Annotated in this window: 13 protein-coding genes and 4 pseudogenes; 6 read left to right on the top strand and 11 right to left on the bottom strand. The window is 73.8% G+C overall.

Annotated elements, in window-relative coordinates:
* Positions 1–90: 90 nt before the first annotated feature.
* The 3 genes and pseudogenes from ABD323_RS17260 to ABD323_RS17250 form a co-directional block, all read left to right on the top strand.
* A pseudogene (locus ABD323_RS17260) lies at positions 91–726 on the top strand (NF041680 family putative transposase); the annotation flags it as partial.
* Positions 723–1235, top strand: coding sequence for a protein-tyrosine phosphatase family protein (locus tag ABD323_RS17255; RefSeq protein WP_344442517.1), 513 nt, complete (start codon positions 723–725; stop codon positions 1233–1235). The pseudogene ABD323_RS17260 and the gene ABD323_RS17255, both read left to right, overlap by 4 nt.
* Positions 1236–1374: 139 nt before the next feature.
* Positions 1375–1908, top strand: coding sequence for a YrhB domain-containing protein (locus ABD323_RS17250; RefSeq protein WP_344442516.1), 534 nt, complete (start codon positions 1375–1377; stop codon positions 1906–1908).
* 268 nt (positions 1909–2176) lie between these two features.
* On the opposite strand, the gene ABD323_RS17240 is transcribed toward ABD323_RS17250, so the two are convergent.
* The 4 genes and pseudogenes from ABD323_RS17240 to ABD323_RS17225 form a co-directional block, all read right to left on the bottom strand.
* Complete coding sequence (locus tag ABD323_RS17240) at positions 2177–2629, bottom strand: HNH endonuclease (protein ID WP_425556035.1); 453 nt, start codon at positions 2627–2629, stop codon at positions 2177–2179.
* Entirely contained in the window at positions 2590–3501 is a 912-nt protein-coding gene (locus ABD323_RS17235) for a Mu transposase domain-containing protein (protein ID WP_344442514.1), read from the bottom strand. The genes ABD323_RS17240 and ABD323_RS17235 overlap by 40 nt, the downstream gene beginning before the upstream one ends.
* Before the next feature lie 548 nt (positions 3502–4049).
* Positions 4050–4991 (bottom strand): annotated as a pseudogene (locus ABD323_RS17230) (reverse transcriptase/maturase family protein); the annotation flags it as partial.
* A gap of 13 nt (positions 4992–5004) precedes the next feature.
* A pseudogene (locus ABD323_RS17225) lies at positions 5005–5133 on the bottom strand (IS5/IS1182 family transposase); the annotation flags it as partial.
* A gap of 139 nt (positions 5134–5272) precedes the next feature.
* On the opposite strand from ABD323_RS17225, the gene ABD323_RS17220 reads away from it, so the two are divergent.
* Entirely contained in the window at positions 5273–5824 is a 552-nt protein-coding gene (locus ABD323_RS17220; RefSeq protein ID WP_425556036.1) for a YbaK/EbsC family protein, read from the top strand.
* Between the two features lie 15 nt (positions 5825–5839).
* On the opposite strand, the gene ABD323_RS17215 is transcribed toward ABD323_RS17220, so the two are convergent.
* Complete coding sequence (locus tag ABD323_RS17215) at positions 5840–6100, bottom strand: hypothetical protein (protein ID WP_344442512.1); 261 nt, start codon at positions 6098–6100, stop codon at positions 5840–5842.
* Positions 6097–6402, bottom strand: coding sequence for a DUF6247 family protein (locus ABD323_RS17210; protein ID WP_344442511.1), 306 nt, complete (start codon positions 6400–6402; stop codon positions 6097–6099). The genes ABD323_RS17215 and ABD323_RS17210 overlap by 4 nt, the downstream gene beginning before the upstream one ends.
* Before the next feature lie 206 nt (positions 6403–6608).
* Here ABD323_RS17210 and ABD323_RS17205 point away from each other — a divergent pair, with 206 nt between their 5' ends.
* Both ABD323_RS17205 and ABD323_RS17200 read left to right on the top strand, forming a co-directional pair.
* Positions 6609–7820 carry a 4-hydroxybenzoate 3-monooxygenase gene (locus ABD323_RS17205; RefSeq protein ID WP_344442510.1) on the top strand — a complete coding sequence of 404 codons (1212 nt, stop codon included), beginning with the start codon at positions 6609–6611 and terminating at the stop codon, positions 7818–7820.
* A gap of 138 nt (positions 7821–7958) precedes the next feature.
* Complete coding sequence (locus ABD323_RS17200; protein ID WP_344442509.1) at positions 7959–9683, top strand: methyltransferase; 1725 nt, start codon at positions 7959–7961, stop codon at positions 9681–9683.
* Between the two features lie 247 nt (positions 9684–9930).
* On the opposite strand, the pseudogene ABD323_RS17195 reads toward ABD323_RS17200, so the two are convergent.
* From ABD323_RS17195 to ABD323_RS17175, 5 genes and pseudogenes are all read right to left on the bottom strand, one after another.
* Positions 9931–10270: pseudogene (locus tag ABD323_RS17195) on the bottom strand (VOC family protein); the annotation flags it as partial.
* A 169-nt stretch (positions 10271–10439) separates the two neighbouring features.
* Positions 10440–10874, bottom strand: a complete 435-nt coding sequence (locus ABD323_RS17190) for a CBS domain-containing protein (RefSeq protein ID WP_344442508.1) — start codon at positions 10872–10874, stop codon at positions 10440–10442.
* A gap of 119 nt (positions 10875–10993) precedes the next feature.
* The gene (locus ABD323_RS17185) at positions 10994–11653 is read right to left on the bottom strand and encodes a DUF6875 domain-containing protein (protein WP_344442507.1); all 660 of its coding nucleotides are present in this window, start codon (positions 11651–11653) and stop codon (positions 10994–10996) included.
* Positions 11653–20016, bottom strand: a complete 8364-nt coding sequence (locus tag ABD323_RS17180) for a non-ribosomal peptide synthetase/MFS transporter (protein WP_344442505.1) — start codon at positions 20014–20016, stop codon at positions 11653–11655. Before ABD323_RS17180 ends, ABD323_RS17185 begins: the two co-directional genes overlap by 1 nt.
* Complete coding sequence (locus tag ABD323_RS17175; RefSeq protein WP_344442503.1) at positions 20013–23189, bottom strand: non-ribosomal peptide synthetase; 3177 nt, start codon at positions 23187–23189, stop codon at positions 20013–20015. Before ABD323_RS17175 ends, ABD323_RS17180 begins: the two co-directional genes overlap by 4 nt.
* Positions 23190–23221: the final 32 nt, after the last annotated feature.

Here is a 23221-nt window from a genome sequence, read left to right as displayed (position 1 = left end):
CGGCGACCGCTCCCAAACCGTCAACGCCCTCAACAACTACCTCCCCCGACTCATCAACGCCGGCTACACCTTCACCACACCCGACACCCACCCACCACTACCCACCACACAACCCCACCCCAAGCCACCCCCAACCCGCCCCTGAAACACAAACCACCCCACCGACCACAAGCCAACCACCTGCCCGGTGACCGCATCCCCAAGCCCGTCTGGCTGTGCTCCTCCCGCACCGGCGCCACTGCCCACGACATCGACCATCGCTGGCAGGCATTCCTCCGCCGATTCGATCTCGAACACACCTTCCGACTGTTCAAGCAGACCCTCAGCTGGACCCGCCCGAAGATCCGCACACCCGAAGCGGGAGACCGCTGGACATGGCTGGTGATCACCGCCCACACCCAGCTCCGCCTCGCCCGACCGCTCGCTGAGGACCTCCGCCGGCCATGGGAGAAGCCCGCTTCACCCGGACGACTCACCCCGGCGCGAGTCCGGCGAGGGTTCAGGAACATCCGCGCGAAGTCCCTCCTCCCGGCCAGTGCGCCGAGGCCTGGAAGACCCGGCCCAGGCCGACCACTCGGCTCCACCAACCGGCAAAAGGCCCCGCGCTCCGACGTGGGCAAGACCGAAGTGCGTGACCTGACGATCAAAGAACGGCGACAGCGCATCGAGCAGGGAACGCGACCGCCTGACCGCGTCGTTGGTCCACCTGGAAAGGAGCGTCCGTGAAGACACGTCAGAGGGACCGAGGCGCCCCCGAACCGCAGGCACCGTGGAACGAAGTAAGGCCGCAGCTATGGCAGGGCGGGCACTTCTGGACCGGCCCTGACGGCGAGGTGCAGACCGCCGTTGTCGGTACTGAATTCGACCTGGTCATCAGCTTGTTCACCCGACCAGGCCACGGACCGCACCCCGGAGTAGACCATCTGATCAGTGAGATCCCAGACGGCCCACTCACGGCTGAGCAACTCCACTCGGTCCAACAGCTGGCCGTCACGGCAGCTGAGGCCGTACGGAATGACCGCACCGTTCTCGTGCGCTGCCACTCCGGCTACAACCGCTCCGGCCTCGTCGCCGCACAGACCCTGATCGAGCTGGGCCAGGACCCGGCGACCGCCATCGCGCTCATTCGACAGAGTCGATCGCCCTGGGCCCTGAACAATCAGACCTTCGAGCAGTACCTCAGGACGGGACTCGACGTCGCCTACCTCCTGGCCGGACTCGAAACTCCCAGCTGATCAACAGCATCAGAGGTCAAGGAACAAGCTCAGACCGCGTTTGAGATCTCGATCTAGGCGAACGCGGCTGTTCGGTCAGCGCCGAAACCCGGTTGTACCGTGGTGAAGGATGAGGGACGTGATTACCAGAGGACGCGCTGTGGAACTGGTCGAAGTCCTACTGTCGAGGCAGCGGCAGGAGTCGCTCTGGATGGCACAACTGCCTGAGCTCGCCGTTCTCCTCGTGGAGGAGCACGTTCTCGGGTGGTTGGTCTTCTGGCAATCCGTGGAGTACATCCGCAGTCGCGACATCCATCAGATGCTGCTGGGCCACGGGCCCTATCTGGTGGACCGGCAGGACGGGAGCATCCACCATGTCCCTTTCGGCACGTATGGCCGCGAAGGCTGGGAGGAGCTCTACCTCCAGCAGGTCAGGGGCGTCCGACCGCCCGAGCCGCCCGAGCCGCTGATTACAACTGTCCGGACACTCGTGCGGTCCGACGGGATGATGGCCGCGATGCGTCACCTACGGAAGCGAGCCCCTCTCATGAGACTGCAGCAGGCGAAGGCGTATGTCATGGCCGTCCGAGAGGGGAACGAGCCGCCGGAGGAGTTGGTCGACCTAACCTTGAGGCAGGAGCAAGAGATGCACTTGCCTCTGTCGATCGAGACCCTGGCCGGCCCAGTTCAGTAGTGGTCCGGCGAAGTGGACGGCGCCCTGGCAGGGATGCGGAACCCTGCCGGGTGAGTCGGCGGACCATGACACCGATCATGGCCCATCGAATCATCGTCTCGGAGTGGGCCGGACTGCTCTCGTAGTCCCGGGCGAGGCGCCAGTGGGTGGTGAGCCAGGAGGTTGGGTCGGCCGCGCGGCGAGGTGCCTGCCCGTGGCAGGTCCTTTTCCGCGCGGCCTCCTGCCGAACCGGACATGACGGTTTCCCTGTCATCCGGCTCTCCAGTGATCACGGCGTGAGTGATCCGGCCGTTCGTGCTTCGTGGATGCGGTCATGGCAGGCGGTGCAGGCCACGAGGGTCTTGCGCCGCCGGTCGAGCATGACGCGCGCCCAGTCGGACGGCGGCCATCCGGCACGAGCGAGATCGGCAAGGGCTCGGACGTGATGCACCTGGACATCACCGGTGGCCCCGCAGACCTCGCATGTGTCCGCCAGGAGCCGAGTGATCAGCTCCTTCTGCGGATAGTCCACCCAGACAGGCCGACGGTCGACGACCTTCGCCGACCGCTGCTGCCGGAGAGGGATTCCACCGAACCGTGCCACCAGCGGCTTCCTGTTCTTCCGCTCGATGCGGGCCTCGAAGCAGACTCGGGGCCCGCCCGGCGTGTCGATCCTGGCCTTGTGCTTGGCGGCCATCTTCGTCATGGTCGAACGGTGCTTGCCTGCAAGGGTCTTGAGCATGGATGTCTCCATGGCCCATTGCAGCCGGTGCAGCCGGAAGACGTCTCCGGCGTGGCATTAACGGCTTGCAGTGGCCCCGCTTCTCCGGCCTGAGCTGGCCCCACTTCTCGGCCTGCCGGTGGGTTGCTCCGGCTTGAGGTGGCCCCGGGTTCCGGCGCGGGCTGGCCCCGCTGCGGCCGAGGTGATCTTCCCGTGGTGTGGACCGCAGCAGGACGTGGACCGGTGCGGCCGATGAACCGGACCGGAACCGAGTAGCGGCAGACTCGGACGGCGACCATGCCATAGCGGTCGACGCGCGGGGTGAACGCCATGCCGGTCTCGAACGGACCCGCGGGCAGTGGCAGCAGTAACGGGGCCTCCTGGGCGAAGTCCTGGCCGATGGTGCGGATCCGCATCCCGATCCGGCGTCCCTCCTCGGCTCGCTCGAACTCGGCGAACGCGGTGTTGAGCTCGTCCAGGGACTCGACACGCGGGACCGGGGTCAGGTAGTTGCGGCGCCAGTAGCCGACCTGGCCCTCCACCCCGCCTTTCTCGTGGGCGCCACGAAGGCCCGGCTCGCAGTAGAACGGGGTGACCGAGAAGTGTTGGCGGAAGTCGGTCCAGCGCGGATGCTCCTCACGGGAGCGGCTCTTGCGGATGACCCAGGACACCGCGGGCGAGAGGTTGTCATACCATATCTGGCCGCCCGGGACGCCACCCAGCGTGCGAAACGCGTGCATGTGGCCGTCCAGGAAGGCCTCCTGCCCACAGGAGGCGGTGATCCGGTGGATCGCCTTGCCGGAGTAGGCCAGGCGGAACGCGAACAGGTAGCACTTCGTACGCTCGTCGGCCAGGTCCACCCAGACCTCGCCGAAGTCCACCTCCGCGTCCATGCCGGGCTGGTTGTGCCGGATCACGAACCCGGCGACGGGGGCCGCCCCGGCGGCCTCGGCGATCTCCTGGCGCCGGCGGTGAACGTAGTCCCACACAGTCGAGTAGCGATCTCGGCACCGCACTCCTGCTGAAGCCGGGTCAGGATCCGCTTCACTGTGTGTCGCTGCTTCGGCAGAGCCTCCAGATCGTCCAGCAGCCACTGGTCGATCGTCTTCTTGACCGGCTCCAACCTGGGCGAATGGCGCCGAGGCGTCCGCCGCGGACCCGGCACCGGCGAGGACAGGGCCTCACGCACCAGCCGCCGGTGGACCCGGTACTTCCGCGCGAGCCCGCGAACCGACAACCCCTCACGCCAGGAGTCCCGGCGGATCTGCAGGAACAGCTCTTCCTTCGAGGACACCACCCGGAATCGCCCCCTCACGGAGACCCGCACCGAGCGTCCCAGCCCACCAGACGGTGTGGGGCCACTTCAACCCCCGAACACTCCCGCACGCCCCACCAGTGCGGGCCGGCTCAGGCCGGAGAAGCGGGGCCACTTCAAGCCGTCAATGCCACCGGCGAGCAGGTAGTACTGGACGATGCCCCTGTAGACGGCCCCGAACGTGGCCACGATCGCGTGATCGCTGCCGTTGGTCAGTTCCGTTCACTTCGCGGGCTGGCCGCGGGCGAGGTAGGGCTCGCATTTGGCCTTGATCACGCCCCGGGGGACACGAAGGGCGATCCGACCATTGACCCTGCGGTAGCGGCCGGTCTTCTTCGTGTCGTTGTGCTGGGTCGTGATCTCGTAGCCGAGAAACCTCGCCGACCCGGTCCGGGCATGGGTGACCAGCGTCTTCTCCTGGGAGAGTTCCAGCTTGAGTTCGTCACGCAGGAATTCCGCCAGGCGGTGCTTGATCTGCTCGGCCTCGACTTTCGGCCCGGTGAATCCGAGGAGGTGATCGTCTGCATAGCGGATATAACGCAGCCTGCGATATGACGGATCGTTCGGATCCGCGCTCGGCAGGCCGGTCACCCGCTGACGCAGTGTCCGGGCCTGGGCCCGGTCGCCGCGCCGGCGGGCTTTCGCCAGAAGATTCTGCAACTCCAGGTATGCCGGGTTACGGGCCCGGCATTCTCCACGGGTGTACTCCGGGATCAGAGCTTTCTCGACGAACTCGTCCAACTTGTGCAGGTAGATGTTGGACAGGATCGGGGAAGCCACTCCGCCTTGCGGCGCCCCGGAGAGCGTGGCTCCCCATTTCCAGTCCTCCAGGTACCCGGCTGTGAGCATGTTGCGCACCAGCCGCAGGAACCGTTGATCGTGGATCTTCTCGCCGAGGATCGACAGCAGGACCTGGTGGTCCAGGCTGCCGAAGCAGTCGGCGATGTCCCCTTCGATGAACCAGGAAGTCCCGCTCCAGGTGTGGGCCACCTCCCACAGTGCGGTGTGGCAGCCGCGACGGGGACGGAACCCATGAGATCGGTCGGAGAACGCCGGCTCGTAGAGAGCGCCTCGTGGCGCACACGGTGCGCTCGATCACCCATCGGTGCCGGCCGAGCCGCCGGGAGGAGTCGATGCCTCGGCGGGCGATGGGGGCCGGGATCTGACGCCGTCGCAGGCAGGAGCGGATAAGGCGGTGGTCGTAGGAACGGGTCATCAGTTTGGCGTCACGCCGGCACCCCATCGGCGGACAGCGGAGGAGTCGCCGGACCCTCACGGGGGAGGTCCGGCCACCCGACCCGGTCGGGCCGGCCGGGTCACCGCACTAGAGTCCCTGCATGACCACCCATGTGCCCGCCCCTTTCGGCAACTTCGCCACGGCCCGGCTCGCGCTCGACGTCTGCGCGGACCTCGCCGCGCCCGTGGCCTACGCCCTGCGGAGCTGGGACGCGAGCGAGGCGGCCGGAGCCGTCCTCTATGTGGACACCGATCCCGCCAAGGCCGACACCGCCACCTTCGCCGAGGCGTACGAGGTCCCACTGGACGCGTCCGCGAACTGCGTCGTGGTCGCCGCCAAGCGCGGTGGGCACACCACGCTCGCCGCCTGCCTCGCCCTCGCCGACACCCGGGTGGACGTGAACTCCGCCGTCCGCCGGCACCTCGGCTCGCGCAAGGCCTCGTTCGCCCCGCTGGAGACCGCGGTCGCCGAGAGCGGGATGGAGTACGGGGGCATCACCCCCGTCGGCCTGCCCGCCGCCTGGCCCCTGCTCATCGACGCGGCCGTGGTCGAGGCGCCGTTCGTCCTCGTCGGCAGTGGACGGCGCCGCGGCAAACTCATCCTCCCCGGCTGGGCGCTGGCACGACTCCCGGGCGCCGAAATCGTCCCGGGGCTGACCGGCTGACCGGTCGGACGCGGGTCAGCCGAGCCAGACGACGTCGATGACGTGCAGGCGTTCGGCGCCGCGGTTGACCAGGTACACCACCGTCAGGGGACCGACCGAGGCGCAGCGCACGTCCTCGCCGTCGAGGTCGGTGGAGTCCCACTGCGGCCATCCCCACGGGGTGCGGGCGGCGATGTCCAGGACGTCGCGGACCAGCTCCCGGGCCGGTTGCGGCAGGGCGGACAGGGTCTTGGCGGCCTGCGGCGACAGGCGGGTGGGCCAGGGCCGGGCAGTCACCGGCGGGTCCCGATGACCTGCTCCAGGTCGATGCCGTCCTCGTCGTCCAGGCCGCCGGCGACGAAGGCGTCGACCGCCGGCGCGGTGTCCAGCCGGGCCTGCCAGCTGCGCACGACCTCGTGCAGGGGGGTGAGGTCGTAGGTCTGGCGGGAGTCCTCCAGGGCCTTGGCCCAGTCCCGTTCGAACGCCGGCAGCCAGCGGGCGCAGCGCTCGGGCCGCTCGGCGCGGATGCGGGTGAGCAGCCGGGCGGCGGCGGCCGGGGCCGGCGGCGGGACGGGAAGGTGCTCGGGCTGGGCACTCATGTCGACCTCCACTTCGTCGTCCGTCACGGTACGGCAAACGGGTGCGAGGCGGTGGGGTGCCCGGCGGGACTCCCCATCGCGGGGTGGTGGAAGGGCAGTCGGCGGCCGGGGCGGCGGGGCCCGCGGTCCGCAAACACCGGCGCGATCCGGGCATACGGGTGAATTTCTCCGATCGCCGGCTCGCGGACTGCCTATGATCCACATCCATGACGGAGAGTCGGATCATCCGAGCTGTACGCCATCAGGCTGACGTGGTCATCCTCGGAGCCGGGCCCGCCGGGCTGGTGCTGGGCAACCTGCTGCACGCGGCCGGCGTGGACTGCGTCATCCTCGAACGCGCTCCCCGGGCCCAGCTGGCGGCCAGACCCCGGGCCGGTTTCCTGGCCGCCCACACCGTACGGATCCTGGAGCGCCACGGCCTCGCCGAGGGCCTGCGCCGGCACGGCCGGCAGCACGCGGTCTGCGAGTTCCGCACCGAGGACGGCAGCTTCCGGCTGGACTACGGCTCCCTCGGCCGGGGCGAGCGGCACACGGTCTACCCGCAACACCTCCTGGTGGAGGACCTGTTGACGCACTATCAGGGCATCGGCGGGCGGGTGCTCTTCGACAGCGAGGCGCTGGCCGTCCTCGACGCCGACGGCAGCCGCCCGCGCGTCACGGTGCGCGAGCCCGACGGCCGCCCGCAGGGTTGGCAGGCCCGGTACGTGGCCGGCTGCGACGGGCGGCACGGCGCGGCCCGCCGCTCGCTGCCGCCCGGCAGCGTCCGCCACCACCGGCACGACCACGGCGTCTCCTGGCTGGGTCTGCTCGCCGAGGCCCCGCCGAGCCTGGACGCCGTCGGCTACGCGGTCCACCGGCGGGGCTTCGCCGGGCACATGGCGCGCACCCCGGCCATCACCCGCTACTACCTCCAGACCGAGCGCGGCACGTCGGCCGAGGACTGGTCCGAGGACCGGATCTGGGAGGAGCTGGAGCTGCGGATGCGCAGCGCCGAGCACGGCGCGCTGCACCGGGGCCCGATCGTCCAGCGCGCCGTGGTCGACCTGGAGTCCGACGTGCTGGAGCCGCTGCGTCACGGCTCGCTCCTGCTCGCCGGCGACGCGGCGAGCCTGCTCAGCCCGTCCGCCGCCAAGGGGGCCAACCTCGCCGTCCTGGAGGCGGAGCTGCTGGCCGAGGCCCTCGTCGCGGACCTGCTGCACGGCGACGGCGAGGCCCTCGCGACGTACTCGCAGCGCTGCCTGCGACACGTCTGGCGCGCGCAGGAGTTCTCGCACTGGATGGTCCGCCTGCTGCACCCCGCGCCCGTCCACGAACCCGGTGCCCCCTTCCAGGAGGCCCTGCGGCGTTCGCGCCTGGACTCCCTGCGCACCTCGCGCAGTCACCAGGACTGGTTCGCCGAGCACTACGTCGGCGTCTGAGGCTCCTCCCCCGTCCGAAGAACCGTTTCCCCCGGCACCACTGACCACGGGGCACCGCCCACCGCGGGGCACCGCCCACCGGGTGGCACCGCCATGCCCGGATCCACCGCACCACCCAGGAAATGAGGACACCTCACCATGACCATCACCACCCACCCCACCGACCTGGACCGGTTAACCGAGACGGTCGGCTTCGTCCGCGAGCAGGACACCGCCAGCCTGCTGCCCCTCCTGCTCCCCGGGCTCGACGCCCTCGAACTGCGCGCCCTGGTGGAGCGCTGCCGGCTCTCGCACGCCGCCCTGCTCGTCTTCCCGCCCTCTCCCGAGGCCCTGCGCGCCCTGCTCACCGACGCCGGGCTGCCCGCCGAGGTGACGGCGCGCCCCAGCGTGGTCGTCCGCGACCGCCTGGCCGCCCGCCACGGGCGCGACCCGGCGCAGCTGGACGTGCGGATCCTGCGCCCGCGGGTGGCCGGCACGGACCGCACGGTCGAGTTGTTCACCCTGACCGCCCCGCCGGGCTCGGACCTCACCGACCTGGCCGGGCACGAGCGGGCCCACGACCACGAGGCCCACCTGGCCCTGGAGGTCGAACAGCCCGACCCGCTGGTGCTGCGCGGCCTGTGCGCGCTGCTGACCCGGCACGGCGCCGGCGCGGACGGCGGCGGCTACAACCCGCACGAGGACGGCACCGTCCTCTACTTCACCGCGCCCACCGGCTCCAAGGCCGGCTACCGACGGCTGGAGCTCTACGCCCCCGGTGAGCACCCCGACGTCCTGGCCGCGCACCTGGCCCGGCACCGGGCCGGCCGGCCTGCCGAAACGCTCCTGCGCCTGCTGACCGGCGCGTGGACCACCCAGGCGCTGGCCGTCTGCGCCGAACTCCGGCTGCCCGACGCCCTCGACACCCACACCGCGCTCGGCGCACCGGCCCTGGCCCGGGCGGTCGGCGCCGACCCGGACACGCTGGCCTGCCTGCTGCGCTACCTCGCGATGCTCGACGTGGTGGCGGCCGACGGCGACGGCGCAGGCTACCGGCTCACCGAGATCGGCGCCCTGCTGCGCACCGACGTGCCGGCCTCGATGCGTCCGCTCGCCCTGCTCTACGGCGGCCCGTTCTACCACTCCTTCGCCGCCCTCGGGCACACCGTGCGCACCGGCGAGGTCGCCTTCGACCACCTGCACGGCGCCAACCACTTCGACCACTTCGCCCGCGACCCCCGGCTCGCCGCGCTCTTCGACGAGTCGATGGCCGCCAGTTCGCGGATGTTCGAGCCGCTCACCGCCCACCCCGCGGTCACCTCCGCCGGCCGGGCGCCCGATCCCGGCACGGTGGTCGACGTCGCGGGCGGGAACGGGGAGTTGCTCGGCCGCCTCCTCACCGCCCATCCCGGGCTGCGGGGCGTGCTGCTGGAGCGCCCGCACGCCGTCGAGGCCGCCCGCCGCAGCCTGGAGGCGGCCGGGCACGGCGACCGCTGCACGTACGTGGCGGGCGACTTCGCCGACGTGCCGGCGGGCGGGGACCTCTACCTGCTCTCCCGGATCCTGCACGACTGGGACGACGACCGGTGCCGGGAGATCCTGCGGCACTGCGCCCGCGCGATGCCCGCCCACGCCGACCTGCTGGTGGTGGAGCGCCTCCTGCCCACCGACGACTCGCCGTCGCTGGCCACCGCCTGGGACCTGCACATGCGGTGCAACGTCGGCGGTCGCGAACGCCACGCCGACCACTACGCCCGCCTGCTCGCCGATGCGGGCCTCACCCTGGTGGACACCGCGTCCCTGCCCCTGGACGCCACCGTCCTGCACGCCCGCAGGGCCGGATCCCCCGTCCCCGGCCAGGCGACCCACTCCGGCGGTTGCTGAACCGGATCGGCCCCGCGGTACCGGGGTGCTCGACGGCGTGCGCGTACGGCCGCGCGTACGTGGTCGGGCACCCCGCCGATCCGTCGCGGACCGCGGATCCGGGTCAGCCGCCGCCGTCGGCGTGGGCTTCTTCCAGTGCCTGGATGTCGATCTTCCTCATCCGCAGCATCGCCCGCATCGCCCGCTCGGCCCTGACCGGGTCCGGGTCGCCGAGCAGTTCCATCAGCCGCCGGGGGGTGATCTGCCAGGACAGCCCGTACCGGTCCTTGAGCCAGCCGCAGTCGCTCTCCTGCCCGCCCTCGGTGAGGGCCGCCCAGAGCCGGTCGACCTCCGCCTGGTCGTCGCAGGTGACCTGGAGAGATCGCCTCGGTGAACGGGAAGAGTGGGCCGCCGTTGAGCGCGACGTAACGCTGGCCGGCGAGTTCGAACGTCACGGTCATCACCGAGCCCGCTTCGCCGGGGCCGGCCTGGCCGTAGCGCTGCACCTCGACGATCCGCGAGTCCGGGAAGAGCGAGGTGTAGAACCGCGTCGCCTCCTCGGCCTGGTCGTCGAACCACAGGAAGGTGGTGATCTTCTGCTCCGGCACGGCTGCCTCCCGCTCGCAGGTCTCCTCGGGCCCCCTCGACGACGGTAGGCCCCGCCGTCCGCGCGGTCCTCGATGCCACGCTGGGCCACCGCGCGCGCCAGGGGCGGCGGTGGCGGGCGCCCGCACCGGGTACGGACACCGCTCCACCACCGCCGCCCGCAGGTGTGCGTCAGTGGGTGACGAACATGCTGTCCATGAACTCGATGATCTGCTTGTCACTGAGGCCCTTGGCCATCTTGTGGGCGTCGGCCAGGTCCTTCTCGGTGATCATGCCGACCAGCTTGCCGTCGTCGATCACCGGCATGCGGCGGATCTGGTGCTGCTCCATCTTCTTGAGCACCGTGTCCATGTCGTCCTCGGCGCGCACGCAGTGCAGATGGCCGCCCAGCTCCATCGCCGTCATGGTCGACGGGTCCTTGCCCTCGGCGAGACATCGGGTGACGATGTCACGATCCGTGATGATGCCCTTGAGCTTCTTGTCCGGCCCGCAGATGGGGAGAGCACCGACGCCCTTGTCCCGCATCATCTTGGCGGCCGTCATCAGGGTCTCGCTGGCGTCGACGCACTGGGCCCCACTGTGCATGATGTCACGCGCTGTGATCACGATTCGCTCCTTCCAGTGCCGGAGAGTACCGGCTCGTTCACCGTAGGTGCCCTCTCCCGGGGGTGCGAGCCGAGCGGGTGCCGCCGGAGTACCGGCCTCACCCGCGGCGGCGGCGGGCGTCAGGAGGGCACCGTGCGGCGGGCCGGCTGGGCGCGGTCGCCGAACAGGCGGTGGTAGGCGGCGTGGTGGCGGGGGTCCTCCAGGAGGAAGGGGAGGTCGGTGGGGACCATGTGGCGGATCACCAGCATCGGCAGCGGGCTGCGCAGCGGGCGGAAGTGCGGGTTCCACAGGCCCGGTTGCTGCGGCGGGAGGTCGTGGAACTGGCCCAGCATCAGTCCCTCCTCGACGAAGGCGGTCTTCAGCTCCAACTGGGTGCGGTCGATCAGCTCGGGTGCCTGGCTGGTGGGCAGGTCGGGGAAGACGATCAGGATGGTGGTGGACTGCGAGCGGGCGGCGCCGGGCGGGGCCAGCAGCAGGAACCACTCCCGGTGCAGCGCGACGGCCTCCACCACCGGATCCCGGCCGTCCGGCAGGCCGGGACGGACCGCCAGGTGGAAGCGCTGGTCGCGCAGCGAGACCCCGACGAACGGGCAGACCGGGCCGGTGCGGCCGAGCTCGGGGTGCGGCTCGGTCAGGTAGGCCCGGGCCCAGTCGAGGACGGAGCGCAGCGCTTCGGTGTGTGCCGCGGCGGCCGCCGGGAGCTCGTCGCCGGCGCCCGGTGCCTCCAGGTCGGCCGCGGTCAGCAGGAAGAGGTCGGCTCTGGTGGGATGGGTGAGCATCAGGAGTCCCGCGGGTCGGCCGGGACGGCGTCGCTCGACGGCCCGGGGTCCGGAAGTGAGTCGTCCGCCTCGCGCAGCGGCCGGTAGGCGTAGCCGGCGGCGGTCCAGGCCAGCGCGGCCAGCCCGGTGAGGATGACGACGGCGGCCATCCCGCGCCCGTGGCCGGTGCCGATCAGGGTGCCCAGGAGGGTGCCGGGATGGCGCAGCATCGGTTCGAAGACGTGGTCGGTGAGCGGGCCGCTGACCAGGTAGCCCAGTGGCATCACCAGCCGGGCCAGCATCAGGCAGGTGGCGAGCACCCGGCCCTGGAGGTCCAGGCCGACCTTCAGCTGGACCAGCGCCAGCCAGTGCGCGTTGATCAGCGCCGCGCAGAGACCGATGCCGAACATCCCGAGCGCCGGGAAGACCGCGGTCGGGCGCAGGCCGATCACCACTGCCGAGGCGGCGAACAGGGCGACGAAGGCGATCATGCCGGCGGCCCGGCGGCGGGTGCCGCCCCAGACCGCCATCAGCGTGCTGCCCGCCAGCAGTCCGGCGCCCTGGGCCGCGAGCACCACGCCGAGGGTGGCGGGTGAGCCGAAGGCCAGCACCAGCGGGGTGACCAGGACCGTCACCACGCCGCCGAGCGCGTTGGCGACGGCGAAGAAGACGGCGAGGGCGATCAGACCGCGGCGGCGGGCCAGGAAGCGCCAGCCCTCGGTGATCTCGCGCAGCAGTGGCCCCTGGCGGCGCACGAAGCCGAGGTCGGGGAAGCGGACCGCCAGCAGGGTGCCGAGCGAGAGGGCGAACGAGACCACGTCCAGCCACACCACGGTGGCCAGTCCGAAGGCCACCGCCATCGCACCGCCGAGGAGTTGGGCGAACAGGGTGCCGGTGGCGGTGCCCAGCCCGACCACCCCGTTGGCCTGGCCCAGGTAGCGCTTGGGGGTGAGCTGGGTGACGGCCGCCAGGTAGGCGGGTTGTCGGAAGGCGGTGGCGAGGGCGCCGACGATGACCACCGCGTACAGCTGCCACAGGTGCAGCGAGCCGGCGCTGAGCAGGCCGGCGGCGGCCACCGCCGCCCCCAGGGCGGCGAGGTCGCAGCCGATCATCACCCGGCGCCGGTCGTAGCGGTCGGCGACGGCGCCCGCCACGGGGGCGGCCAGGATCGCCGGGAGCAGCGCGAAGGCGGCGATCGCGGCGAAGGCGGTGACGGCGCCGGTGGTGCGGTAGGCCCACAGGCCCAGTGCGAAGGTGGACAGTCCGGTGCCGACCAGCGAGACCAGCTGGCCCAGGGTGACGGTGAGGAAGGCGGTGAGCCGGGCCGGCGGCGGCACCTCGGGGGGTGGGGCCGGGCGCTGGCCGCGCCGCCAGCGCTCGACGCGTTCGCGCAGCAGTTCGGCCAGGGCCGGTTCGCGTTGGAAGAAGTGGCCGGCGCCGGGGACCACGGCGGTGTCCACGGTGGAGCCGTAGGCGGCCCACTCGTGGGCGCGTTCGTGGTGGAACTCGGTGACCCGGTCGCGTTCGCCGACCACCACCAGCACCGGGGCGGGGGCGGCGCCGGGGACTGTGGCGGGGGCGCCCGCAACGGCCGCGGCGGGGGCGCCGTAGAAGCGTTCGGCCTCGACGGCGTCGTGCCGCACCGCGGCGGCCACCAGCCGCCGTTCGGGCTCGGGGAGGTCCTCGGCCAGGCCTCCCAGCGTGCGCAGGGCGTCGGTGAGCGCCCGGTCGGACTGCCGGCGGCCGGGCGCCAGGCGGGCCAACCGGCCCAGTGGGCCCGGCAGTTCGGCGGTCGGGAAGGCCGCGCCGACGACCAGCCCGAGCACCGGGTGGCCGGCCGCGCGCAGCTCGGCCTCCAGGGCGGTGGCCAGCGCGGCCCCCACGCAGTGGCCGTAGAGCACCAGCGGGCCGGGCCGCTCGCGCAGGATCCGCTCCGCGCAGCGCCGGGCGAGGGTGGCGATCGGCTCGGCGTCCTCGTCCGGGTGGGCGAGGTCGCGGCCCGGCGGTTGGAGGGCGTAGAGCGCCCAGGTGGCGGGCAGCCGGGCGGCGAGGTCGCGGTAGACGATCGCGCCGGCGCCGCCGAACGGGACGGCCAGCACGGTGACCTCGGCCGCTTCGGCGCCGATGCCGGTCAGCCGGTGGACCAGGTCGGCGGCCCGGCCCGGTCCGGCGGTGCGGGCGGCCAGCGCCCGGGCGGTGGGGTGGGTGAACAGGTCCAGGACGGAGAGCTCGGGGTCGATCCGGCCCACCGCCCGGATGGCGCGCATCGAGTCGCCGCCGGCGGCGAAGAAGTCCTCGTCGAGGCCGACCGGCCGCTCCAGCACGTCCTGGAAGACGCCGGCCACCAGCGCCTCGGCCGGGCTGGTGGGGAAGGCGGCCGGGTCGGCGGGTGACCGGTCGCCCGGAGTACCCGGTGCGGGCAGCTCGGACAGGGCCGGCAGTGCGGCGCGGTCGACCTTGCCGGCGGGGCTGAGCGGCAGCTCGTCGACGGTGGCCAGCCGATCGGGCACCAGGTGGGCCGGCAGCCGCCCGCGCAGCCAGGCCCTGGCCTCCACCGGGTCCAGGGGCCGGGTCGTGACCAGGAAGCCGACCAGCTGCGGCTCGCCCGCCCGGTCGGGGCGCAGCACGACGGCCGCGCGGCGGATGTCGGGGTGCTCGGCGAGGACGGCCTCGATCTCGCCGGTCTCGATCCGGTGGCCGCGCAGCTTGATCTGGCCGTCCGCCCGTCCCAGCAGCAGGAGTTGGCCGTCCGCGCGGTACCGGGCCAGGTCGCCGGTGCGGTAGAGGCGGCCGGGCCCGAAGGGGTTGGGCAGGAAGGCGGCGGCGGTCAGGTCGGGCCGGCGGTGGTAGCCGTGGGCGAGGCCGGCGCCACCGAGGTGGAGCTGGCCGACCGCGCCGATCGGCACCGGCCGCAACCGGTCGTCCAGGACGTACGCGGTGGTGTTGGCCAGCGGGCGGCCCACCGTGATCTCGCCGTCGTCCTCGATCCGCCGGGCGGTGGCCCAGATGGTCGCCTCGGTGGGGCCGTAGAGGTTCCACAGGGCCGCGACCCGCGGGCGCAGCGCGGCGGCGAGGTCGGTGGGCAGGGCCTCTCCCCCGCACAGGGCGGTGAGCCGCGGGTCACCGCCCCAGCCGGCCTCCAGCAGCAGGCGCCAGGTCGCGGGCGTGGCCTGTAGGCAGGTGGCGCCGCCGGCGGCGATCCGGCGGGCCAGCGCGGCACCGTCGCGCACGGTGGTGCGGTCCGCGATCTCGACCCGGGCGCCGGTCACCAGCGGCAGCCACAGCTCCAGGCCCGCGATGTCGAAGGAGAGGGTGGTGATGGCCAGCAGGACGTCGTCGGGGCCGAAGTCGCCCAGCGCGCGGCGGATGCCGCCGAGCAGGTTGGCGAGCGCGCGGTGCGGGACGGCGACGCCCTTGGGGCGGCCGGTGGAGCCGGAGGTGTAGATCAGGTAGGCCGTGCGGTCGGGATCGGGCGCCGGCAGCGGGCCGGTGGCGGGCGGCGGGCCCGCGGCCACCGTCGGGCCGGGGTGGGCGGTGGGCAGCGCCAGCACCGGGCCGTCGAAGGGGACGCCGGGCAGGGGCGTGCCGTCGTCGGTGAGCAGGGCGGCCGCGCCGGAGTCGGTGAGCATGTGGCGCAGCCGCTCGGCGGGGTAGTCGGGGTCGAGCGGCAGGTACCGGCCGCCGGCCCGCAGCACGGCCAGCAGCGCGTCCGCCCACCGGGTGGTGCGGCCGGCCGCGACGCCGACCACGCTCTCGGGCCCGATGCCGTGGGCGACCAGGGTGTGGGCCAACCGGTCGGCCTGCCGGTCGAGTTCGGCGTAGTCCAGGGTGTGGGTGCCGTCGCTGACCGCGAGGGCGTGCGGGGTGCGGGACGCGTGGGCGGCGATCTGCTCGGGCACGGTGGCGGTGGGCAGGTCGGCGGCGGTGTCGTTCCACTCGGTCAGCACCCGGTGCGCTTCGGCGGGCCCCGCGAGCGGCAGGTCGGCCAGTGCGGTGTCGGGGTCGGCGGCGATCGCCCCCAGCAGGGTGACCAGGTAGCCCGCCAGGCGCTCGGCGGTCGCGGGCGCCAGCACGTCCGCGCTGTACTCCAGCGCGCCCGTCAGACCCTCGGGGTGCTCGACCAGGATCAGCGAGAGGTCGAACTTGGCGACCCCGGTGGGGCCCTGCACCGGCGTGGCGCTCAGGCCGGGCAGCCGCCAGGCGGGGGCGGGCATGTTCTGCAGGGCGAACATGGTGGAGAAGAGCGGGGTGCGGGCGGGGTCACGGACCGGGGCGAGCTGCTCGACCAGGTGCTCGAACGGCACGTCGGCGTGGCCGAAGGCCGCCACACAGGTGTCCCGGACCTTCCGCAGGTGCTCGCGGAAGGTCAGCTCGGGGCGCGGACGACCGCGCAGCGCCAGCATGTTGACGAAGAAGCCGATCAGCGCGTCGGCGTCCGGGTGGTGGCGACCGGCCACCGGGACCCCGACCACCAGGTCGTCGGTGCCGGCGTACCGGGCGAGCAGCACCTGGTAGGCGGCGAACAGCGTCATGAAGGCGGTGGCGCCCTCCGCCCGGCCCGTGGCCAGCAGCGGCTGGGACACCTGCGCGGGGACGGTCACCGTGACGGCGCCGCCGGTGTGGCTCGGGCGCGGCGGACGTGGACGGTCGGCCGGCAGTTCCAGCCAGGGCGGGGCACCGCGCAGCAGCTCGCGCCAGAGCGCCAGGCCCTCGGCGTGCTCCACGCCGCGCTGCCACCTCGCGTGGTCGGCGTACTGCAGCTCGGGCACCGGCAGCGGGCCGCCCGAGTACGCGGAGCCGACCTCGTCGGCGAACAGGGCGTACGACCAGCCGTCGAAGACGATGTGGTGGAAGGTCAGCAGCAGCAGGTGCGCCCGGTCCTCGACGTGCAGCAGCCGGGTCCGCAGCAGCGGGCCGGCCGCCAGGTCGAAGCCGTGCCGGAACTCGGCGTCGATCTCGGCGCGGACCCGCTCGTCGGTGGCGCCGCGCAGGTCGGCGACCGGCAGCGGGACGGGTGCGGGCGCCTGCACCCGGGGAGCCGGGGCGCCGTCGAGGGCGGGGAAGACGGTGCGCAGCGCGTCGTGGCGGGCCACCACCGCCGTCAGCGCGGCGGCCAGCGCGACGGGGTCCAGGTCGCCGTCCAGGCGCAGCACGTAGGGGAGGTTGTAGGCGGGGTTGCCCGGGGTGACCTGGTCGAGGAACCAGAGCCGCTGCTGGGCGTAGGAGACCGTCACCGCGCTGCCGGGGCGCAGCGGCGCGAGGGCGGCAACGGTGGCGGCGCGCAGGGGTGGGTGGCCGTCGGCGTCGGCGCGCAGGGCGGCGAGGTGGCGGGCCAGGCCGGCCACCGTGGGGTGGGCGAACAGGACCGGCAACGGCAGCGCGGTGCCCAGGTCGCGGCGCAGTCGGGAGACCGCGCGGGTGGCGAGCAGGGAGTGGCCGCCGAGCGCGAAGAAGTCGTCGTCGGCGTCGGTCACCGGCACGCCGAGCAGGTCGGTGAAGACGGCGGCGACCGCGCGTTCCAGTCGACCGGCGGGCGGGCGCCCGGAGGCCTCGGGGGCCGGGGCCGCGGCCAGCGCCGCCCGGTCGAGCTTGCCGTTGGCGGTCAGCGGCAGCGCCTCCAGCGGCACCAGGACGGCCGGCACCAGGTGGGCGGGCAACCGGGCGGCGAGCCGCTCGGCCAGTTGCTCCAGGGCCTCGGGGCCGGTCGCCACCGGATAGGCGATCAACCGACCGTCGGTGGCGAGCACGGCGGCGTCGGTGATGCCGGGCTCGGCGCGCACCGCGGCCTCCACCTCGCCGAGCTCCACCCGGAAGCCCCGCAGCTTGACCTGCCGGTCCGCGCGGCCCAGGAACTCGAGGGTGCCGGCGCCCGGGGCGTTGACGAAGCGTTCGGCGGTGCGCCCGGGGTCGCCCAGGTAGCCGCGCGCGACGGCCGCCCCGCCGATCCACAGCTCACCGGGGACGCCGAGCGGGACCATCTCGCCGTGCCGGTCCAGGATCCGGGCCTCGACGTGCGCGAGCGGTCGGCCCAGCGGCGGCGCGGGCGCCCGCCCGGCCGGCGGGGCCTGGGACAGGACGTGGGTGAGCACCCCGACCGTGGTCTCGGTGGGGCCGTAGTGGTTGACGATCCGCAGGCCCGGGCGCAGCGCGGTGATCCGGTCGACCAGCTCCCAGCCGACGGCCTCGCCCCCGAGCACCAGGCAGCGCCGCGGCAGCAGGTCGGCCGGACGGTCGGCGGTGAGCAGCGCGGCGAGCTGGGAGGGAACGAGTTTGAGCAGGTCGACGGGCTGCTCGGCGAGGTGGGCGGCCAGCGCGTCGGCGGCGAGCGCCAGCGCGGGATCGAGCAACCGGACGGTGCCGCCGGCCCAGAGCGCGCCGAACAGCATGGTGTGGCCGAGGTCGGCGGCGAGGGTGGAGCAGACGGCGTACTGCTCGGCGGTGGCGGAGGTCTCGGGGGCGGCGGGGGCGGTGGCGGTGGCGGTGGCGCCTGGGTTATCGGGGCCGTCGGGGGCTTCGGGGGTGAGGACGGGGGTGACGGCGGCCAGGTAGGCGGCGAGGCTGTCGTGGCCCACCGCGACGCCCTTGGGGCGCCCCGTGGAGCCGGAGGTGAACATCACGTACGCCAGGCCCGGGTCCGCGTCGCCGTCGGCGCCGACCCGGCGCACCGCGAGGCCGTCGGCGGGCCCGGAGACCAGCAGGGCCGCGCCGGCCGAGGCGAGCAGCTCCTGCCGCCGGGCCGCCGGCAGCGCGGGGTCGATCGGCAGATACGCCGCGCCGGCCAGCCAGCAGGCCAGGACCGCGACGAGGAAGCCCGTCCCGGGCGTGGCGTCGACGGCCACCACCGCGGCGCCGCGCAGCCGCTCGGCCAGGGTGCGAGCCGCCCGGTCGAGTTCGGCGTAGTCCAGGGTGCCGTCGGGCGCCCGGACGGCGGGGCGCTCGGGGTGCGTGCGGACCCAGTGGTCGAAGCGGTCCAGCACCGTGCCCGGGGCGGGCTGCCACCGCGGGCCGGCGGCCGGCAGCTCCTCGGGCCCCAGGATCGGGAGCCGGTCGACGGCGGCGGCCGGGTCGGCGGCCAGGGCCGCGAGCAGCCGGCCGTAGTGGCCGGCGAAGCGCTCGATGCTCGCGCGCTCGAAGAGGGCGGTGCGGTAGACGGCGGTGACCTCGACGGTGGCGCCGCCCAGGTCCTCGGCGAAGAGGCTGAGGTCGACCTTGGCCGTGCGCGGTTCGACGTCCTGCCAGGCGACGCTCAGCCCGTCCAGCCGCAGCGGCACCCGCGGCACGTGGGTGGCCACCAACTGCACCTGGTAGAGCGGGTGGTGGCCGACCTGCCGGGGGGAGGAGGCGACCAGCCGGTCGAAGGGCAACGCACTGTGGGCGGTGTCGGCCAGCACCGACTCGCGGACCGTGGCGAGCAGTTGGCGCCCGGTCACGCCGTGTGGGAAGCGGCCGCGCAGCACGATGGTGTCCAGGAAGCAGCCGAAGACCTCAGGCACCTCGTCCCGGCCCGCCACCGGGGTGCCGACCAGGACGTCGTCCACACCGGCGTAGCGGGCGCACAGGGCCTGGAAGGCGGCCAGCAGGACCATGAAGGTCGTGCAGCCGGTCGTGGCGGCGAGCCCCCGCAGCGCGGCGGTGGTCGGCTCGTCCAGGGTGAAGCGCAGCGCCGCACCGGCGTCGTCGTCGAGCGCGCGCCGGGGCCGGTCGGCGGGCAGCTCCAGGACGGTCGGCGCGCCGTCCAACCGCTGCTTCCAGTAGGCGAGTTCGGCCTCGTGGCTGACACCGAGCCGGGCGTGGGTGACATCGGCGTACCCGACGGCGGGCGGCAGCGGGCCACCGTGCTGCCAGGCGGCGGCCAGGTCGGCCGCCAGCAGCCGCAGCGACCAGCCGTCGCCGGCGATGTGGTGCAGGCAGACCACCAGGACGTGGTCGTCGTGGCCCAGCCGCAGCAGTTCGGCGCCCAGCGGCGGGCGCAGGTCGAGGGCGAAGGGCTCGGCGACCGCGCGCCGCAGGGCCGCCGCCAGGCCCTCGGGGCCGCCCGGCACCTCGTGGACCGGCAGCGCGACGGGCGCCGGGGCGTCCACCACGGCACTCGGTTCGCCGCCGTCGGCGAGGTAGCGGGTGCGCAGGATCTCGTGCCGCGCCACGACGGCGCTCAGCGCGCCGGCGAGCCGCCCGGGGTCGAGCGGACCGCGCAGCCGCCAGGCGACCGGGATGGTGTAGGCGGCGCTGTCCGGGGCCCAGCGGTGCAGGAACCACAGCCGCCGTTGGGTGGCGGACAGCGGCGTCACCCCGGCCGGCCGGGGTGCGAAGGCCGGCCCAGCGGTGGGCTTGCGGGCCTTGGCGCGGGCGACCCGCTGCGCCAGGCGCTCTTCCAGTGTGGTCATCCCAGGTCCTCGACGATCGCCTTCTCGACGGCACCGGCCAGCGCCGCGATGGTCGGCTCGTCGAACAACACCCGTACCGGGAAGGGGATCTCGAAGCGGTCCCGGCGCGGGGCAGACACCGCGTCGGCCAGGAGGGACGGCCCGCCGATCGCGAAGAAGTCGTCGTCGACGCCGGGTTCGGCGCCGAGCACCTCGGTCCAGATCTCCACCAGGATCTCCTCGATCGGCCCGGACGCGGCACGCCGGCCGGCACGTTGACCGGGCAGTTCGCCGGGGTCGGGCAGGGCGCGCCGGTCGACCTTGCCGGTGCTCGTGCGCGGCAGCGCGGGCAGCGCGACGAAGGCGGTGGGCACCGCGTGGCCGGGCAGCCGCTCGGCGAGGAAGGCGCGCACGGCGGGCACGCCCAGTGGCCCGTCGCCGGCCAGCGGGGCCGGGCCGGTGGCGGCGCCGGGGGCGGGCACCAGGTAGCCGACCAGGCGGCGGTCACCGGGGCGGTCCTCGCGGACCACCACGGCGGCCTGCGCGACCCCGGGCAGTCGCGCCGCGGCGGCCTGGACCTCGCCCAGCTCGATCCGGAAGCCGCGGATCTTCACCTGGTCGTCGGTCCGCCCGAGGTACTCCAGCACCCCGCCGGCGCTCCAGCGCGCCAGGTCGCCGGTGCGGTACATCCGCGCGCCGGGCTCGAAGGGGCAGGCCACGAACCGTTCGGCGGTCAGCGCCGGACGGCCGAGGTAGCCGCGGGCCAGCTGCACCCCGGCCAGGTAGAGCTCGCCCGCGACGCCCGGCGCGACCGGGCGCAGCAGGCCGTCCAGCACGTAGGTGCGGGTGTTGGCCGTCGGGCGGCCGATCGGCACACCGGTGGCCGCCGGGTCGGGCCGGCAGGCCCAGCGGGTGACGTCGACGGAGGCCTCGGTGGGGCCGTAGAGGTTGTGCAGTTCGGTGTCGGGCAGGGCGGCGAAAAAGGCGCTCTGGGTCGGCAGCGCGAGTGCCTCGCCGCTGCAGATCACCCGGCGCAGCGGGCTCGCGACGGCGGCGGCGGGCTCCTGGAGGTAGGCGTCGAGCATCGAGGGCACGAAGTGCGCGGTGGTGACCCGCTCGCGCCGGATCAGCTCGGCCAGGTAGGCCGGGTCCTGGTGCCCGCCGGGGCGGGCCACCACCAGGGCGGCGCCGACCGCCAGCGGCCAGAAGAACTCCCAGACCGAGACGTCGAATCCGCACGGCGTCTTCTGCAGCACCCGGTCCCCGGCGCCCAGCGGGTAGGCGCGCTGCATCCAGCGCAGCCGGTTGACGATGCCCTCCTGCGGCACCAGGACGCCCTTGGGACGGCCGGTGGAGCCGGAGGTGAAGATCAGGTAGGCGGGGTGCCGCCCGGCGAGCTCGGTGCGCCCGGGCACCCGGCCCGGCGCCTTGGGCCCGGCGGTCGGCAGCGGGCGGTCCAGCAGCAGCGCGGGCACCGCCGGCAGCGCCGTCACGTGCTCGGAGTCGGTGAGCAGCAGGGCCGGGGCCGCGTCCGTCAGCAGGCCCTCGATCCGCGCGGCCGGCTGGCCGAGGTCGACCGGCAGGTAGGCGGCGCCGGCCTTGACGACGCCGTACAGCGCGACGATCAGCTCCACCGAGCGGGGCAGCGCGACGGCCACCAGGCTCTCCGGGCCGATGCCGCGGGCGGCCAGCACGGCGGCCAACTGGCCGGCCCGCTCGTCCAGCTCGCGGTAGCTGAGCCGGTGGCCCTCGAAGAGGACCGCGGTCGCCTCGGGGGTGCGGGCCACCTGCGCCTCGAAGAGCTCGGGCAGGGTGGCGGGCTCGTCGTGGACGGCGGTGTCGTTCCAGGCGGTCAGCACCCGGTGGCGGTCGTCGTCGGCGAGCGGGTCGAGCTCGGCGAGCGGGGTGTCCGGGTCCTCGCTCCACTGCTCCAGCAGGCGGGCGAGGCGGGCGCCGAGGTCGGCCGCGCGGGCGCGGTCGAGCAGCTCGGGGTGGTGGCTCAGGCGCAGTTCGAGGCACTCGCCGGGCTCGACCACCAGGGTGAGCGGGAAGTGCGTGGTGTCGCGGAAGCCGATGTCGACGGCGAGGTCGACGCCGGGCACGTCCAGCGCGTAGTCGCTCATCGGGAAGTTGTCGAACACCAGGTTGGTGTCGAAGAGCGCGGTCGGCGAGCCGGCCAGGCGCTGGATCTCGGTGAGGCCCAGGTGGTCGTGGTCCAGCAGGGCGGCGCGCTGCGCCTGCAGCCGGCCGCAGAGCTCGCGCAGCGTGCCGGCACCGGCGAGGTCGGCCCGCACCGGGACGGTGTTGATCAGCATGCCGATCATCCGGTCGGCGCCGGGCAGGTCGTCGGGACGGCCGCTCACCGTGCAGCCGAAGACCACGTCCTGGCGGCCGGTGGCGCGGGCCAGCAGGACCGCCCAGGCGCCCTGGATCACCGTGGTGAGCAGCAGGTTGCAGCCGCGGGCGCGGTCGGTCAGGGCCGCGGTCCGCTCGGCACCGAGCCGCACCACGACGTCCTCGGGCGTGGCGCCGGGCGCGACCTGGCCGGTGTCGACGAGCCGGCTGGGCTCCCCGACGCCCGCCAGCGCGGCCCCCCAGGCGCGCTCGGCGGCCGGCCGGTCGCGCTGGGCCAGCCAGCCGAGGTACTCGCGGTAGGGGCGCACCGCGGGCAGCGTCACCGGGCCGCCGTGCTGCCCGTAGAGCGCGAACAGCTCGCCGAAGAGCAGCGCGAACGACCAGCCGTCCAGCAGGATGTGATGGACCGTCACCAGCAGTCGGTGCCGGCCGGGGCCGAGCGTGATCAGCGTGAAGCGCAGCAGCGGCGGGCGCTGGACGTCCACCCCGCGCTCCCAGTCCTGCTCGGTCAGCTCGGCCGCGCCGGCCTCGGCGCCCGCCTCGTCCAGCCCGCTCAGGTCGTGCTGCTGCCAGGCCAGCGGCATGTCCCGGCGGACCACCGCGATCGGCTCGCCGCTGGGCCGGTGGGTGAAGGCCACCCGCAGGTTGGCGTGCCGGCGCAGCAGCGCCTCGGCCGCGGCGCGCAGCCGCTCCGCGTCGAGCTCGCCGTCCAGGTCGACGGTGAACTGGGCGATGTAGAGGTGCTTGGACTCCCGGTCGAACCCCGAGTGGAAGAGCATGCCTTCCTGCAGCGGGGAGAGCGGCAGGATGTCCTCGACCGCGGGCTGGCTGGTCTTCATGACTGGTGTTCGCTTCCTGGTGAGACGGTCAG

Origin of the sequence: Kitasatospora nipponensis (assembly GCF_039528135.1) — a bacterium.
GTDB lineage: Bacteria > Actinomycetota > Actinomycetes > Streptomycetales > Streptomycetaceae > Kitasatospora > Kitasatospora nipponensis.
Note: the sequence above shows the minus strand (reverse complement) of the source record. Positions and strands in the feature narration are given on the sequence as shown.

Bases quoted from the DNA above. Each gene is read 5' to 3' on its own strand.
- ABD323_RS17180 (WP_344442505.1), bottom strand. From the start codon at position 20,016: ATGACCACACTGGAAGAGCGCCTGGCGCAGCGGGTCGCCCGCGCCAAG.
- ABD323_RS17210 (WP_344442511.1), bottom strand. From the start codon at position 6,402: ATGAGTGCCCAGCCCGAGCACCTTCCCGTCCCGCCGCCGGCCCCGGCC.
- ABD323_RS17175 (WP_344442503.1), bottom strand. From the start codon at position 23,189: ATGAAGACCAGCCAGCCCGCGGTCGAGGACATCCTGCCGCTCTCCCCG.
- ABD323_RS17235 (WP_344442514.1), bottom strand. From the start codon at position 3,501: ATGGACGCGGAGGTGGACTTCGGCGAGGTCTGGGTGGACCTGGCCGAC.
- ABD323_RS17185 (WP_344442507.1), bottom strand. From the start codon at position 11,653: ATGCTCACCCATCCCACCAGAGCCGACCTCTTCCTGCTGACCGCGGCC.
- ABD323_RS17240 (WP_425556035.1), bottom strand. From the start codon at position 2,629: ATGCTCAAGACCCTTGCAGGCAAGCACCGTTCGACCATGACGAAGATG.
- ABD323_RS17200 (WP_344442509.1), top strand. From the start codon at position 7,959: ATGACCATCACCACCCACCCCACCGACCTGGACCGGTTAACCGAGACG.
- ABD323_RS17205 (WP_344442510.1), top strand. From the start codon at position 6,609: ATGACGGAGAGTCGGATCATCCGAGCTGTACGCCATCAGGCTGACGTG.